The 15254-nt window shown below is 39.1% G+C and carries 15 protein-coding genes; 9 read left to right on the top strand and 6 right to left on the bottom strand.

Features of this window, described 5'->3' with window-relative positions; all coding sequences use genetic code 11:
- Positions 1 to 17 precede the first annotated feature (17 nt).
- The 6 genes from lptC (at position 18) to E0H82_RS13000 (ending at position 4165) form a co-directional block, all read left to right on the top strand.
- A complete protein-coding gene (gene lptC / locus E0H82_RS13025) occupies positions 18 to 572 on the top strand; it encodes an LPS export ABC transporter periplasmic protein LptC (RefSeq protein ID WP_131265186.1) in 555 nt (184 codons plus the stop codon).
- Entirely contained in the window at positions 556 to 1122 is a 567-nt protein-coding gene (lptA, locus tag E0H82_RS13020) for a lipopolysaccharide transport periplasmic protein LptA (RefSeq protein WP_131265185.1), read from the top strand. The genes lptC and lptA overlap by 17 nt, the downstream gene beginning before the upstream one ends.
- Positions 1122 to 1868: an LPS export ABC transporter ATP-binding protein gene (gene lptB / locus E0H82_RS13015; RefSeq protein WP_131265184.1), complete on the top strand. Its 747-nt coding sequence runs from the start codon at positions 1122 to 1124 to the stop codon at positions 1866 to 1868. The genes lptA and lptB overlap by 1 nt, the downstream gene beginning before the upstream one ends.
- Before the next feature lie 125 nt (positions 1869 to 1993).
- The gene (locus E0H82_RS13010) at positions 1994 to 2590 is read left to right on the top strand and encodes an IMPACT family protein (protein ID WP_131265183.1); all 597 of its coding nucleotides are present in this window, start codon (positions 1994 to 1996) and stop codon (positions 2588 to 2590) included.
- Complete coding sequence (locus E0H82_RS13005; protein WP_131265182.1) at positions 2583 to 3200, top strand: DapH/DapD/GlmU-related protein; 618 nt, start codon at positions 2583 to 2585, stop codon at positions 3198 to 3200. Before E0H82_RS13010 ends, E0H82_RS13005 begins: the two co-directional genes overlap by 8 nt.
- A 122-nt stretch (positions 3201 to 3322) precedes the next feature.
- Positions 3323 to 4165 carry a universal stress protein gene (locus E0H82_RS13000; protein WP_131265181.1) on the top strand — a complete coding sequence of 281 codons (843 nt, stop codon included), beginning with the start codon at positions 3323 to 3325 and terminating at the stop codon, positions 4163 to 4165.
- Positions 4166 to 4293: 128 nt separating this feature from the next.
- On the opposite strand, the gene E0H82_RS12995 is transcribed toward E0H82_RS13000, so the two are convergent.
- From E0H82_RS12995 to fdxA, 3 genes are all read right to left on the bottom strand, one after another.
- Positions 4294 to 4959 (bottom strand): O-methyltransferase, encoded by a 666-nt coding sequence (locus E0H82_RS12995; RefSeq protein WP_131265180.1) that lies wholly within the window; start codon positions 4957 to 4959, stop codon positions 4294 to 4296.
- 126 nt (positions 4960 to 5085) lie between these two features.
- Positions 5086 to 5802: a D-Ala-D-Ala carboxypeptidase family metallohydrolase gene (locus E0H82_RS12990; RefSeq protein ID WP_131265179.1), complete on the bottom strand. Its 717-nt coding sequence runs from the start codon at positions 5800 to 5802 to the stop codon at positions 5086 to 5088.
- Between the two features lie 136 nt (positions 5803 to 5938).
- Positions 5939 to 6262 carry a ferredoxin FdxA gene (gene fdxA / locus E0H82_RS12985; RefSeq protein WP_004938070.1) on the bottom strand — a complete coding sequence of 108 codons (324 nt, stop codon included), beginning with the start codon at positions 6260 to 6262 and terminating at the stop codon, positions 5939 to 5941.
- 1047 nt (positions 6263 to 7309) lie between these two features.
- Here fdxA and E0H82_RS12980 point away from each other — a divergent pair.
- Positions 7310 to 7627: an invasion associated locus B family protein gene (locus E0H82_RS12980; RefSeq protein WP_228258662.1), complete on the top strand. Its 318-nt coding sequence runs from the start codon at positions 7310 to 7312 to the stop codon at positions 7625 to 7627.
- Positions 7628 to 7863: 236 nt separating this feature from the next.
- Here E0H82_RS12980 and E0H82_RS12975 read toward each other — a convergent pair whose 3' ends face one another.
- The gene (locus E0H82_RS12975) at positions 7864 to 9354 is read right to left on the bottom strand and encodes a PLP-dependent aminotransferase family protein (RefSeq protein ID WP_131265178.1); all 1491 of its coding nucleotides are present in this window, start codon (positions 9352 to 9354) and stop codon (positions 7864 to 7866) included.
- Between the two features lie 115 nt (positions 9355 to 9469).
- Between E0H82_RS12975 and E0H82_RS12970 the strand changes: the two genes are divergently transcribed.
- Positions 9470 to 10105, top strand: coding sequence for an FMN-binding negative transcriptional regulator (locus E0H82_RS12970; protein ID WP_131265177.1), 636 nt, complete (start codon positions 9470 to 9472; stop codon positions 10103 to 10105).
- A 21-nt stretch (positions 10106 to 10126) separates the two neighbouring features.
- A complete protein-coding gene (locus tag E0H82_RS12965; protein ID WP_131265176.1) occupies positions 10127 to 10729 on the top strand; it encodes a GNAT family N-acetyltransferase in 603 nt (200 codons plus the stop codon).
- A gap of 60 nt (positions 10730 to 10789) precedes the next feature.
- On the opposite strand, the gene mutS is transcribed toward E0H82_RS12965, so the two are convergent.
- Entirely contained in the window at positions 10790 to 13426 is a 2637-nt protein-coding gene (gene mutS / locus E0H82_RS12960; RefSeq protein ID WP_131265175.1) for a DNA mismatch repair protein MutS, read from the bottom strand.
- 944 nt (positions 13427 to 14370) lie between these two features.
- A complete protein-coding gene (locus tag E0H82_RS12955; protein ID WP_131265174.1) occupies positions 14371 to 15252 on the bottom strand; it encodes a SphA family protein in 882 nt (293 codons plus the stop codon).
- Between the last annotated feature and the right edge of the window lie 2 nt (positions 15253 to 15254).

The raw sequence follows: 15254 nt of genomic DNA, 5'->3' as shown, positions 1-15254 counted from the left end.
AGTGAAGAACCACACTTATGGATACCAAAGTTTTATATATCACGGCGATTGCAATTGCTGCTGTAAGTGGTGGTTATTACTATTACAGTGGTAAAGGGAATAAATTAGAAAGTGAATCTGCACGGAGTATGACCTATTCCGCAGAAAAAATTAATCTAACCCAAACCGATGATGCTGGGAATTTATATATTCGTGCTCAAATTGATCGACTTGAACAGGATATGCAAAAGCAAACCACTAAACTCGAGAACTTGAATGCTTCAATGTACAAAGATGGCGCTGTAAATGCGACTTTTTTTGCGAAGCAAGCCAACGGTTATGAAGACAATAAAAAAGTTGTTTTGTCTCAACAGGTTGTTGCTACCAAGTTGTTAGATCAAGGGCAGGGGAAAATGCAGTTTTTAACTGATGAGCTGACGGCATTTCCGCAAACCCGTGTAATAGAAACAAACCGTCAAGTGACTGTGCAATCTCCACAAGCAGAGTTTGTCAGTCAGGGATTGAAAGCCAATTTAAATGATGGTCAATACGAATTTTTTAATATTCGAGGAAAGTATGAACCAAAATCTTAAGTTTCAAGCTTATAAAGCTTTCCTTAAAAAAGCAGTTGTACTTAGTATCGGAATTATTGCAGCATCTTCTGCTTTTGCAATTCCTTCGGATCGTAATCAGCCAATTTCTTTGGTGGCAGACCGTGCGACTTTTAATGAAAAAACAGGGGTAACAACGTACTCTGGTAATGTAATTATTGAACAAGGCACCATGCGGTTACAGGCTAACTCGATTGTTGCCAATCTGAATCAGAAAAAAGAGATCAGTACAATCACCGCAACAGGTGGGCCTGCACGTTTTCAGCAGCAATTAGATGCCAATAAAGGCTTAGCAAAAGGTCAAGCGCAGAAAATTGTTTATAACGCTGACACAGGTATTATTACCATGTCAGGCGGTGCAATGCTGGAGCAAAATGGTGCAAGTATCCGCGGTAATACTTTAAAATATAGTATGAATAAAGGCGATATTGAAGCTACAGGAACACCGAACAGCACGGGTTCATCGTCTGGTCGTGTGCAAATTGTGATTCCACCTTCAAGTGCTAAATCCTTCCCAGGAGCGCGTGATTAATGGATCAGGTTGAGACTGCGACACAAAAACTTTGTATTAAACATCTTGCAAAAAACTATAGTAAGCGTTGGGTGGTAAAAGACGTTTCTTTTAGTATGCATAGTGGACAAATTGTTGGTTTACTAGGTCCGAATGGAGCCGGTAAAACGACCAGTTTCTATATGGTGGTTGGACTCGTTCGCATGGACAAAGGTGAGATTCATCTGGATGATCTAGATATGTCTGACCTAGCGATGCATGAACGTGCGCGCAAAGGAATTGGTTATTTACCGCAAGAAGCCTCTATTTTTAGAAAATTGACGATTTCTGAAAATATTATGGCAATTTTAGAAACCCGTAAAGATCTCAGTAAGCAGCAACGTCAACAGCGTTTGACTGAGTTATTGGCAGATTTTAAAATTACTCATATTAAAGACTCATTGGGTATGAGCGTTTCGGGTGGTGAGCGCCGTCGTGCTGAAATCGCACGTGCTTTAGCCGCAGATCCTAAATTTATGCTGTTAGATGAACCATTTGCAGGGGTCGATCCAATTTCTGTAAATGACATTAAAGACATTATCCGTACCCTCAAAGATCGTGGCATTGGAGTGTTAATTACGGATCATAACGTGCGTGAAACATTGGCGATTTGTGAGCGTGCGTATATTGTCAGTGAGGGGGCCGTCATTGCTGAAGGGACACCACAAGAAATTTTAGAAAATGAAACAGTTCGTCAGGTATATTTGGGCGAAGATTTTACCGTCTAAAATACCAGACATAGATGTATTTCAAAACTAACCTCCATAACTATGGGGGTTTTTTATTCGCATTGGTTTAAGTTACTGATTGAAACACGTTACAATTATTCTATTCCTGTTAGTTATTTTTGAATATGCCTTTCACTATTGCAGCCCAAGTCAGTTATCAAGAAGAAATAAAGAAAAGTCATTTTCAAGCCATTGCAGTTCCAGTGGAAAATGAGGCTGCGGTAAAAAGTTTTCTCGAAGAAAACAAAGATATCACCACGACCCATCAATGTTGGGCATGGAAAATTGGACATCAGGTTCGGTTTAATGATGATGGTGAGCCCTCTGGCACGGCTGGGCGCCCTATACTGGCAACCATAGAAGGGAATGAGCTTACGAATGTACTGGTGCTCGTGAACCGTTGGTATGGTGGGGTAAAATTGGGTACAGGCGGTTTAGTGCGTGCTTATGGTGGCAGTGCAGGGCAATGTCTACTTCTAGCAGAGAAAATTGAATTAATCGAAAAGAAAATGGCACATTTTAGTTGTCAGTTTTCGGAGTGGTCGATCTTTCAATATGAAATGCAACATCAGGGAATTGACTTTCAAGAGCAATATACAGCAGATGGTGTTGTTGTCGAGTTACAGTTGCAAGTTCATCAAATTTCAGAATTAGCAGACAAAATTCGGGATGTGACTCGCGGTCGTGAACAACTGAAGTTAGTGGAAGATCAGCATGACTGAACAAGATCCTTTACTTAAATATCGTGAACAGCATAAACACCGACTCAATTATATGCCTTGGCTCTACTGGACTTTAAAGCCGAAGCATCGCGCATGGGCAGAGCAATGGCAAAATGAATATCAACAATATTTAAGAGAAATGGAAACAGTTGAGATTGGCAAGAACTGTTTTATTTCGCCATTGGCGCATATTTTTGCGGAGCGTGGGCGTACCATCAAAATTGGAGACAATTGCTTTATTGCAGCGGATTGTACTTTGCATGGACCACTCGACATTGGTAATGAAGTCGCAATCAATCACCATTGTATTTTGGATGGTGGGCGGGTCGGGATTAAATTGCATGATCAGGTACGTATAGCAGCTTATAGTCATCTTTATGCTTTTGATCATGGTATGCAACTAGACCAACCTATTTACCAGCAACCTGTACGTTCACAAGGAATTGAAATTGGGCGCGATGTCTGGTTAGGTGCACATGTGGGTGTCAAGGATGGGGTGAAAATAGGAGATCATGCTATTGTTGGAATGCAAAGTATGGTCACCAAAGATGTGGGTGAAAAAGAAATTGTGGCAGGTAACCCGGCACGCTTTATTCGTTACCGTGAATAGAATAATTGTATATTTTTCATCACTCTCGGTTACACAAAAGATGCCAACTCATGAATAGATGTGCTAAGTTTAGAGACAACAAATAGACCTATAGTCCCCAGAGACTAATTGAGAGGCGAACAATGAAACGGGTAATAGCGTGTATAGATTCTTCTCCCTGCATCAATGCTGTCGCAGAAGCAGCGGCTTGGATTGCAAAGCAAACACAACGCGAACTCGTGTTATTACAAGTGCTAGATTACTATCCCGCCAGTTACCATTTAGGTGAAATCAGCGGGGTAATCGGTTTTGAAAGTAATGCAATGTTACTGAAAGAGCTGGCAGAACTTGAACAAAAACAAAGTCAATTAGCCCTCGATTATAGCAATAACCTGCTCAATCATATTTCTGAGATGGTGAAAGAAAAGTATGGCCTAGATGCAACGCATATTCAGGAGAAAGGTGACTTTCTAGAACAAAGTTTTCATGTGCTCAAAGAAGATGATATTGCAGTTATTGGTCGGGTGGGCGAGCGCTCTGCTGAGCGTAACAAACCGATTGGTGGCAATGTTGAAAACTTTATTCGTGGTGTTAACAGTACGGTACTGACAGTGGGTGAAAAATTTGTTCCACCTACACGGTTTATTTTTGCCTATGAATATTCACCGACCTGTATCAAGATGATGCACCGAATTGCACAGAGTGATTTACTGCGGCTATTACAATGCCATTTGCTTTATGTCGGAGATCATCCTGAAATTTTAAATGAACCCTCACAGTTCTTAAGAGATGCGGGTTTAGATGTCGTTGTAGAATACCGTTATGGCGATGTTTCAGAAAACATCTTGGAATATCAGCGAGAACATGATATTAAATTAGTGGTTATGGGGGCATTTAGCCACAGTAAAATTCACCAATTCTTTTTGGGAAGTATTACCACCACAATATTCAGAAATTCAACAGTTCCACTCTTGGTTGCAAAATAAAGAATTTAGAATGGATTACGCCGATTTATAGTTATCCGCATTATATGTGGATAACTATATGGACAATGTTTATAAATAATTGTATTTTAAAATAAAAATACAATAGAGTGTTTTTTGTGCTTTGTTCGCTATTTTACAATTGCAATTGCAAAACCATCATGTCCTTTACTGCCGACCGTCTGTAGTGCTGTAGAAGACAATAATCTTGGATGGTTTTGCAAGCGTGCAAAAGTTTCCCGAATACCTTCAATACTCGGCTTGTGATTGTCAGGATTCACGATATCACCAGCACGAATCACATTATCTAACACAATAATTGTACCTGAGTGAGACAAGTCTAAACTGAGTTCCAAGTATTCAGGATAGCTTTGTTTGTCGGCATCAATAAAAATAAAATCAAAAGGTTCAAAATCGGCGGGTAGGGCTTTAAGTACGTCTGCTGCACGTCCGACTTTCAGTTCAACAGTTTGTGGTAAATTGGCGCGGTCTATATTTTCTTGACCCAGTGCGGCATGCGTATCACGTCCTTCAATGGTAAGAATATAACCATCTTTAGGCAGTGCACGGGCCAACCACATGGTGCTGTATGCAGCAAAAGTGCCAAGTTCAAGAACACGTTTACATTGATTCATTTGAATGAGCATTTGTAACAGCATGCCTTGATTCGGAGCGACAGCTAGATGATCAGGGAAACCTTTTTGAGCTGTGTTTTCAAGGGTTTGTAACAGAATTGGGTCTTCAGGAATTAAATGTGTATCGATAAAATTATCAATCTCTGACCACATTTCTTGCATAATCTTAGCGCCTAAATATCGAATCAGTGCATTTTAAACATTTCTAGACAGAGTTCAATTCTCTCTGAATATTAATCACTGAAAATAAAAAACAGAGGTGTTTAGACCTCTGTCATGGAATGCGTGTTAATAATTACACATGGATGAGGAGCGACTTAAATCTGGACCCCAAGTACGGTAGCCTTGAGTATCAATATGAATTTGTCCAGAAGCATACAAGCCTAAGCCCATATTAAGACTTTGACCGTATTGTTCCCAGAACTGACACAGCTTAAATTTGGTATTTTCAATAAAAGCGTAATCTTCTGGTTGAGGATATTCAGGGCCAATACGGAAATCGATGGCTGAATTAAACAAATGGCGTGAAGAGCTTGCACCACCCGCACATTGGTTGAGCGTTAAGTCGCGGTAAACAGACGTGACTTCAAAGTCGGTTAATACTTTGGATGCTACAAGATATTTAAAAACTTTTAATGTCGGCACCTGATTCGCCCATAATTCACGTGTCGGAATCATGTATTGAGAGCGTCCACATTTTTGCCAGTCGCGGGCAGTACGTAATAACTCAAAAGTTGGAATAATATTACCAACGCTATTTTTTTCTAGGAAAACTTCATATTCACGTACGCGTCGTAAGTTATCACTGGCAGCAACCCAACTGTTGTAGGTATACGGAATAATTTTAGGAGGAATTGGGCGTTCGATAATTACACGTTCTTGCGGAATAAAAATACGTTTTCCATGAGGTGTGCCTTGCCCAGATTTATAAGGAGATGAACTACATCCGATCATAACCAAAGGGATTATACTCAAACCGAGCACACCCTTGAAAAAATGCTTCATGTATGAAAATCAAATGCTTAGAAATATAACTGCTTATTTTAATCGAAAAGGGTTATGTAAATTTGGAAATTTTGCAATCAAATGTGTGTTTTTGGTATAAAAAAAGATCAGCAACTGCTGATCTTTTTTTAATGGCTTATTTTTCAAGATATTGTAACTTGTCTGCTTTACCATTCCATTCTTCACGGTCAGCAGGTTGGTCACCAATTTGAGTAATGTTTGGCCATTTTTGTGCAAGTTCTGCATTCAGTTCGATAAATACTTCTTGACCTTCTGGCAACTCATCTTCAGAGAAAATTGCATTTGCAGGGCATTCTGGTTCGCACAGTGCACAGTCAATACATTCGTCCGGGTTAATCACCAAGAAGTTAGGACCTTCGTAGAAACAGTCAACAGGGCAAACTTCTACACAGTCTTGATATTTACATTTAATACAGTTTTCAGTGACAACAAAGGTCATGGCGACAGCTACCTAAAAATATGGTTTTAATTACTCATGCAGTATTTTAGGCAAAAATGGGGATAACTAACAATTGCTTTTATTGATATTTGTTATTTATATGCGTGAAATAAGCATATATCAATGAAATTTATTAATTTTTGACCCTATTTACATGCCAATTTTATAGAAAAATAGGGTTTTAATAAGTCATATAAAACAATGATTTAAGCTGTTATTTTACAGATATAACTTACATCACATCTGTAAATGGAGTGCAATTCCAATCTCAACATCATTGCCTGAAATTTCATGCCTAGATGCATAAACTTCAGGCATTTTTCTGTGGTATGACCCATAAGTTACTGTGCAGACTTGCCAGCTTTCTTGTATATGAATATCGAAAGCGCTCGAACTTAGTAGAAAATAGGAATTTATAGACTCTTCAAATCTGGGTAAGTATTCGACTTTTTGACAGCAGTTAGAAACTTGTGTAATAAATATTGGCTATCCATCTGAGTTCAATGTTGCTTCTTAATTTTGAAAGATTGTCCTTCACTTTGTGGTGCTCGGTGAATCATGAACTGACTTTAAATATGATGTTTGTATTGGTCTAAATTTTTTTGTAGTTCGGTCTCTACTAAGATTTTAATGGTTATACGAATTAACGAGTAGAGTTTGCATTCTTCTACAACTTGAGAGTAGTTTGAGTAAAAAAATGAGTAATAATCAACAGATTTCAAAGAATTTGTAAAAAAACACGCTTATTTTTTAAAAATGATACATTAAGCAATAGATATCAAAAAAATGTTGATTATTATAGCTTTTTTAAAATACTGGGGATTTCATTATGCGTAAAATTTTTTTTTATCCTTTTTTATCCTAACTCCCGTTATTACAAACAATACCTATGCATCTGAAGATCAAATTTCTAATTTAATTTTAAAAGTTAATACCAAATCAAACAATAATGCCGAAATTGACTTAACCGAGAGTAAATTGCTCGGGCGTGCTAGCTGGAAAATAAAATGTCAATACAAAGTATTTGAAGACATGAAAGCCTGTGTGATGAGTAAAGGTCCTATTTCTATTTTGCATGTTAATCATCAATATATTGTCAATATTGGTGAAAAGCATTTAAAGGATAATCCCGCTTTTATTCATATAGATAACAAAGAAATCCTCCAAGAACGTGAAGGATTATTTAGAAATGGTTCCGAACTGATTAAACAATTCAAAGGTGGAAATTATGCTTTTACACGATTCCAGAATAATAAAAAACAACTTATTGAGAATAAAATTTCATTGGATGGCTTTACTGACGCATTTAATGATATGGAAGCGCAATTTTTAAAACTAGGTAATGATAGAAATTATAGTTTCTAATTATGGCATTACGGAGTATCTATGAATGATTGTATTTCACTAGATATTCCGTAGAGCTTCAACTTTGCATTGTACTCAAACCACTGGCTAACATGGTTCGCTATAAAAAGATTCGCTAAATTTAAGTACATTTTAGAGGTGTAAATAGAGCCATGATTTCATTTTCAATGAGTGAAACTTTGATTTAAGAATGCCTATAGTGCTCGAGCTGTGATTTTATTTAATAGAATCAATTTTCAGTTTCTTAAGGTGTCATGGTGTTGAATGATTTTTGCTAGCTGAGTTACAGCTTGCTCCATTTGGTGAATATCAAAGTCTCCCAATCCAAGAATAAGTCCAGAACGTTTGGTTTGATTTGAATAAGTGGGTGAAATGGCTTTAATGGATATTCCTGAATCAAGTGCTGATTGGGCAATAGCGCGGTCATCTAAATGATCGGCTAACCATAGCAACATATGCATACCTTGATCGCCTGACTGTAAAAAACCAAGGTGTTTTGGAATATAGCGTTCTATCATATCGATTAATTGCAGGCGATTTTCAGCATAAACTTTCCGTATACGTCGAATATGGCGTTCTAAATGACCTTCTTGAATAAAGGCAGCCAATACGTGTTGATCGGCTGAAGGTGGATGGCGGTCAATCAATGCTCTTAGCCCACAAAACGGGGCAACCAGTTTTTTTGGCAGAATGGCATAACCTAAACGTAATGATGGAAACAGGACTTTGCTGAACGTACCTAAATATATAACTTGATCCGATGCCATGCCTTGTAGTGCAGGAAACGGTTGGCCACTGTAGCGAAGTTCACTGTCGTAATCATCTTCAATAATCCAAGCATTCTGCTGTTTTGCCCATGCGAGTAATGCAGTTCGTCTCGCTAGGCTCATGGGCATGCCGATGGGGTATTGATGCGAAGGGGTGACAAATGCGGCACGAGCATTTTCTGCAACAGATTTACCTATATTGACTTGAATGCCTTCTTCATCAACAGGTACACGTATGATTTTTAAATGATGTAATGAATGCTCAAGTATGGCTGTAGTCCCACGATAAGCAGGATCTTCAACCCAAACATCATCATTTGCATTGAATAAAATTTGACTGCAAATATAAAGAGCTTGTTGGATTCCGCTAGTAATCACAATTTGTTCAGGGTCACAATGTACAGAACGCGAGCGTCGAACATAGTCGGCAATAGCAATGCGTAAAGAAAATATACCTTGCGGATCATCATAACCTGAAGGTGCTGCAATGCCCCGAGCACGGTATTGATTTCCATATTTCCGCCACATGTCATTCGGTTGGGTACGACCTGTGGGTACAGAAATAGCAAAAGGTCGATGCGGTAAGGGTTTAAATTCTTTGAGTATTTCAGAAAATGCTTGTGCGGCTGCTGTAAGCGGGATGTCGGTTTCTTGTTTTTCTCTTTTTAAAGTCGCTGTAGTCGAATGGTTTAAAGTTTGTGAAATAAAAGTCCCTTTTCGGGCATGAGATTCAAATACACCTTCTGCGATCAGTTGCTCATAAGCTTCAATCACGGTACCTCGGGCAACATTTAATGTTTGTGCTAGCTCACGGGAAGAGGGTAAGGCATCACCAGATTGTAAATCACCCTGTTGAACGGCTGCTCGAAAAATGTGAATGAGTTGAGTGCTGATCTGTCCATTCGCCTTGTTCAGTTTTGTCATGGATGGAAGATCTATTACTTTTGTCATTCTTGCCATAATTCTGGTCTACTAAAATTTAAAGAAACTGGTTCTTTTTTATAATCCAATTAAAACTGAAAATTTACAATATGTAAGACAGATTAAGATTTGGAAAATAATAGGAGCTTAGAACATGTATATCCCCGCAGAATTTGAAGAAACACAAATAGATGTCCTGCATGAACTCATACAACAATATCCTTTAGGAATTTTGCTTACCCATGGACAAAGTGGTTTAGATGCGAATCATCTGCCTTTTGAACTTGATGCCGAGGCTACCGAATTGGGTGTACTGCATGCACATGTAGCAAGGAAAAATCCAGTTTGGCAAGATGTTCAAGATGGTGATGAAGTGTTGGTGGTGTTTCGAGCAGGTGATGCCTATATTTCGCCACAATGGTATCCGAGTAAACATGAACATCATCAACAAGTACCCACTTGGAATTATCGAGTGATTCATGCCTATGGCAAGGTCAAAATACGTGATGATGAGCGTTATGTACGTGGAGTGGTGGCACGTTTAACGCGTACCCATGAAGCCATGCACGCTGAACCATGGAAAATGTCGGATGCGCCAAAAAGTTATATCGAGACGATGTTGAAAGCCATTGTGGGGATAGAGATCGAAATTACTAAAATTCAGGGCAAATCCAAATTGGGGCAGAACAAAGAGCATCGAGATATAGTTGGTGTCGCCAAGGCATTATCTGATACAAGCAAGCAGGAGATAAGCGAAGCAATGTACCAAGTGGCAGCGTCCAAAAATTAAATCTAAAAAGGAAGATGAAACATGCCGTGGTTAAAGCCAGTCACCCTAGTGGGTAAAAACATTAAATTGGTACCCTTAGGTTTAGAGCATGAGTTAGCACTGAGAGAAGCGGTGTGTGATGGTGAACTCTGGAAACTTTGGTATACCTTTATTCCTAAACCTGAACTTATGCATAGCGAGATAAAAAGACGACTTGAGTTGCAGCAGATGGAAAGTATGTTGCCTTTTGTGGTGATTGAACAGTCTAGTGGTCAGATCCTTGGTATGACCAGCTATATGAACGTGGTTGCTGAACATCGTCGTGTTGAAATTGGTTCAACATGGTATAGACAATCTGTGCAGCGGAGTTATGTAAACACAGAGGCAAAGCAATTACTGCTTACGCATGCATTTGAAATATTAAACTGTATTGCCGTTGAGTTCAGAACATCGTCTTTTAATTTGAAAAGTCGTGCTGCAATTGAACGCTTAGGGGCGAAATTAGATGGCGTGTTAAGAAGCCATCAAATAGTACAGGATGATATTTTACGTGATACCTATGTATACAGTATTTTGAAAAATGAATGGCCCGCCGTACAGCAAAATTTAGCGTGGAAACTTGAGCAATCTCGATGCTTCAAATAGAGGCTCGAAACAAGCAATAAATAAAGGTCGGTGATATTCAACCGACCTTTATTTAAAAGCTTAACTTTCTAATTGTTCTTTCAGTTGATACAAGTGCTGTAAAGCTTCACGTGGGGTTAGGTTATCGACATCTAACGCTTTTAGAATTTCAAGCGCAGGAGATACTTTTTCCACTTCAACTACACGTTCAATAATATTAGGCTCCGCTTGCACGGCAGGTGCAAATAAATCACGTTGTACCGCCGTATTGACATGCTGTTGCTGTTGGCGTTCTAAAATTTTTAAACGGTTTTGCGCTTCTTTAATCACATTGGCAGGAATACCCGCTAATTTTGCGACTTGTAGACCATGACTCTGACTGGCAGGACCTTGTTGTACTTTATGCAGCAAAATCAAATTGCCATTCAGTTCTTTGGCGCTGACATGATAATTGTAAATACCTGATTCTTTACTCAGTTCAGTCAGTTCAAAATAATGGGTGGCAAACAAGCATAAGCATTTCACTCGTTTGCTTAAGTCTAAAACACAAGCCCAAGCCAACGACAAACCGTCATAGGTACTGGTACCGCGACCCACTTCATCCATGAGCACCAAGGATTGGTTGGTGGCATGATGCAGAATTTGCGAAGTTTCGGTCATTTCTACCATAAAGGTCGATTTCCCTGTCGATAAATCGTCGGCGGAACCAATACGGGTAAAAATACGGTCAATAGGACCTAATACGGCTGATTGTGCAGGGACAAAACTACCACAATAGGCGAGTAAACTAATGAGCGCGGTTTGACGCATAAAGGTCGATTTACCGCCCATATTTGGACCCGTAATAATCGCCATGCGATGTGCATAATCCAAATGTGTGTCATTCGGCGTAAATGCAGTTTTATTTAATGCTTCTACCACTGGATGACGACCTGCCATAATCTTGATGCCAGTTTCTGGACTAAATTCAGGTCGAGACCAGTTTCTTAAACGGGCTTGATGTGCAAAGTTACTGAGCAAATCAATTTGAGCGATGGCTGCACTCATGACTTGCAAATTTGCAATATCTTGACGTAGCTCTTCCAATAGCATTTCGAACAGCATTTTTTCACGCGCTAATGCACGAGATTCGCTAGATAAAACTTTATCTTCAAAACTTTTTAATTCTGGTGTGATATAGCGTTCGGCATTTTTAAGGGTCTGGCGACGAATATAGTGTTCGGGTGCCTGTTCTGCCTGAGCACGTGTCAGTTCGATGTAATAGCCACTAACACGGTTATAGCCAATTTTTAGGGTAGCAATCCCAGATTGTTCACGCTCTTTAATTTCTAGATCGATCAGGAATTGCCCTGCATGGTCGCGAATTTTGCGTAATTCATCCAGTTCACTGTCAAAACCTTCTGCTATGACATTGCCATCACGTAACAGCACAGGTGGATTTTCTACAATTGCTGCAAGGAGGCGCTGGTATAAACCATTAAAGTCACCCAATTCCTCATTTAATTGTTGAACCAGTTTAGATTGTTGGCTGGCAACAATTGGGTTGAGTGCATGGCGTAAAAATGGAAGTTGAGCGCTCGCTTGGCGTAATTGTACGAGGTCACGTGGACGAGCACTACCAAGAGCCACACGGCTTAGCACGCGTTCAATATCACCAATTTCTTTAAGGACTAATCGAATAGGAGATTCATGATAACCATCAATGAAAGCTTGAATAGCATCAAGACGTGCATCAAGTAAAGCAGTATCCCGCAGCGGTTGCATGAGCGTGCGGCTTAATAATCGGCTTCCCATAGCAGTCTGACAGTCATTGATGAGTTGAAATAATGACGTCCCATGTTCGAATAAAGGATCTACAATTTCTAAGTTGCGACGTGTTACAGGGTCGAGTGCTATAAAGTCGCTGCTTTGTTCTAGCTGAATGCTGCGGATATGCGGTAATGCGGTTTTTTGTGTGTCTTTGGCATAATGAATCAGCGCGGCTGCCGCAGCTTTTGCCAACGGTAAATGATCAATCCCAAAACCAGAAAGAGTTGAAACGCCAAGCTGATCACACAAGGTTTTTTGTGCATTATTTAAATTAAAGTCCACATTGGGACGTTTAGTTACAGGACAGTCGAGTTGTCTTTTAACGTGTTCTAAAATGTTGGGGTCCACAATATCTTCATCGACCAAAATTTCACTTGGCATGAGTCGTGCCAGTTCGATGCCCAATTGTTCTAGCTTGAAATCTTGTTGTTGAACTTTGAAAATGCCTGCACTTAAGTCAAGCAGGGCAATACCAATTTGGTTTTGTTGTAAGCACAGCGCGACCAAATTCGAAGATTGATGACTATTGAGTAAGGCATCATCAGTGAGCGTACCAGGGGTAAGAATACGAACCACCTGACGATCTACAGGTCCTTTACCTGTGACTTCGCCGACTTGTTCGCAAATAACAACGGTTTCGCCTTTTTTAACTAAACGTGCGAGATAACCTTCTGCGGCATGAAAGGGCACACCAGCCATTGGGATTGGATTGCCATTGGTTTTACCACGGTGGGTAAGTGTAATGCCGAGCAGTTTGGCTGCTTTATGTGCATCGTCAAAAAAAAGTTCGTAGAAATCACCCATACGATAAAACATTAAGGCATGAGGATGCTGCATTTTGACTTTTAAGTACTGTTGCATCATAGGGGTGTGTGAATCGATATTGGCTATGATGTCTTGCAAGCTCATGTATATGAAATCCTTAAGTTTCAATAATATAAAATATAGGTTAGATTTTGGAATCTACAAAAAATGTAGATTTGTAGATTCTATTATAAGTAGAAAAAAGACCGTCTATAAACATGTAAAAGATCTTTGAGGAGTGAGCGAGTTAGTTCTCTACTGACTCAGGTGCGTATGGTAACAAATTCAGTTGAATGTACAAAAGAGAAAAGAAATGTTGGAAAAGATTGAAACTAAAAAAGTTGCTTTATCTGCGCGTGCAATAGAAAAAATGAAAGCAGGCGATTGAATAGCCACCAAAATTTTAGACACATATAGCCATCTGGTGGACTGCCACCACTCTCCTAGACAAATATGGTCTATTTTAAAGGGGTCATTATTGGGTCAATTATTTTCTAAATTTTAATGAAATTCAAAGCATTGAATATTCAGTTAAACTGCCACCATCCCAACAAAATTCGTATAAAAAACCACTTAATTAAGTGGTTTTTTTATTGTTAGACCTTTCTCTTATCTGTTAATTGAAGAAAGAAAATTAATTAACAGTAACATCTTAATATATCTAATTTTTTTAAGGGTTGTTGGTGGAAATTGATGAACTGTTCTGATGTCAGTTAATAACTTATTCATATAAATATCTAGATGTATTTTGCTTTATTAAAGCCTAAACTTTCCGATTCTGCTTCATGCTTCATGCTTCATGCTTCATGCTTCATGCTTCATGCTTCATGCTTCATGCTTCATGCTTCATGCTTCATGCTTCATGCTTCATGCTTCATGCTTCATGCTTCATGCTTCATGCTTCATGCTTCATGCTTCATGCTTCATGCTTCATGCTTCATGCTTCATGCTTCATGCTTCATGAGAGTTTTATATTCGAATTCCTTAAAATTGGGTGAAAAAGATTCAAGTCGAGTTAGTACAAAACAATAATCACTCAGTTTGTTGTATTAAAAAGCCCATATAAATTTTAAAAGGCCAGTATGTCCTTCAGGGCGATTTTCAACATTGGTTTCTTTTAAGTACTTCGCTTCAATCGACCAGTTTTTATCTTGGTATTGAACGGCTGGACCAACAGCCAATACTTGTCCACGCATTCCAATATTTTCACCCTGTTGTTTATCAGATTTGGTTTGTTTAAATGCATAACCCTCAATTGCAATTTTGACATTATCGGTAAGTTTGTACCCTACACTGTAATCACCGGCAAAATACTCCCCAGATTTATAATGCGTATCATCATTTTCATCATTAAAATTATAAGAAAGTTTGGTCGAAATATCTAAGCCATTTGAAGGGGCGTAAGTATAGGCAATGATGGGGCGAATTGTATTGTAATTTTTACCAATATTGGCAACCACAGGTTGGGCTGCTGTTGGTGTATCATATTTTCCAGTTGCTAGGGATGCTTCAACAGCACCAATCCAATGATGATTACCATGATGCCAACCTAACATTGAGCCTAGAATTAAATCGCCTAAAGCACTGCTATGATCAGACATGCCTGCTGCATTTAATCTTAAGTCGACCATAGGTTGTACTGCAAAAAAACCGAGTTGCCCACCCAAATAATTTTGTTCTGTTACCCAGACTAAACGGGGAATGAATGCGTTGACATCTAGATGAAAATCTGGGGGTCCATTGTCAAACTGTCCTGCATGATAGGTTTGGTAATAGTTAAGTAAATACACTCCAGGTGGCGGTAATGCACCAGCCATCATACCTTCAGCACCTAAGGCAAATGAATCAGCACCATTTTCTGTTGCAAAAGTTAATGTACTGCTCAAGCCCATGATTAGGCTCAGAGATAGCTTTAAAGTCAGTTTTTTCATAG

Origin of the sequence: Acinetobacter sp. ANC 4910, from assembly GCF_004331035.1 — a bacterium.
Classification (GTDB): Bacteria; Pseudomonadota; Gammaproteobacteria; order Pseudomonadales; family Moraxellaceae; genus Acinetobacter.
This window is presented reverse-complemented; position numbering and strand designations above follow the sequence as displayed.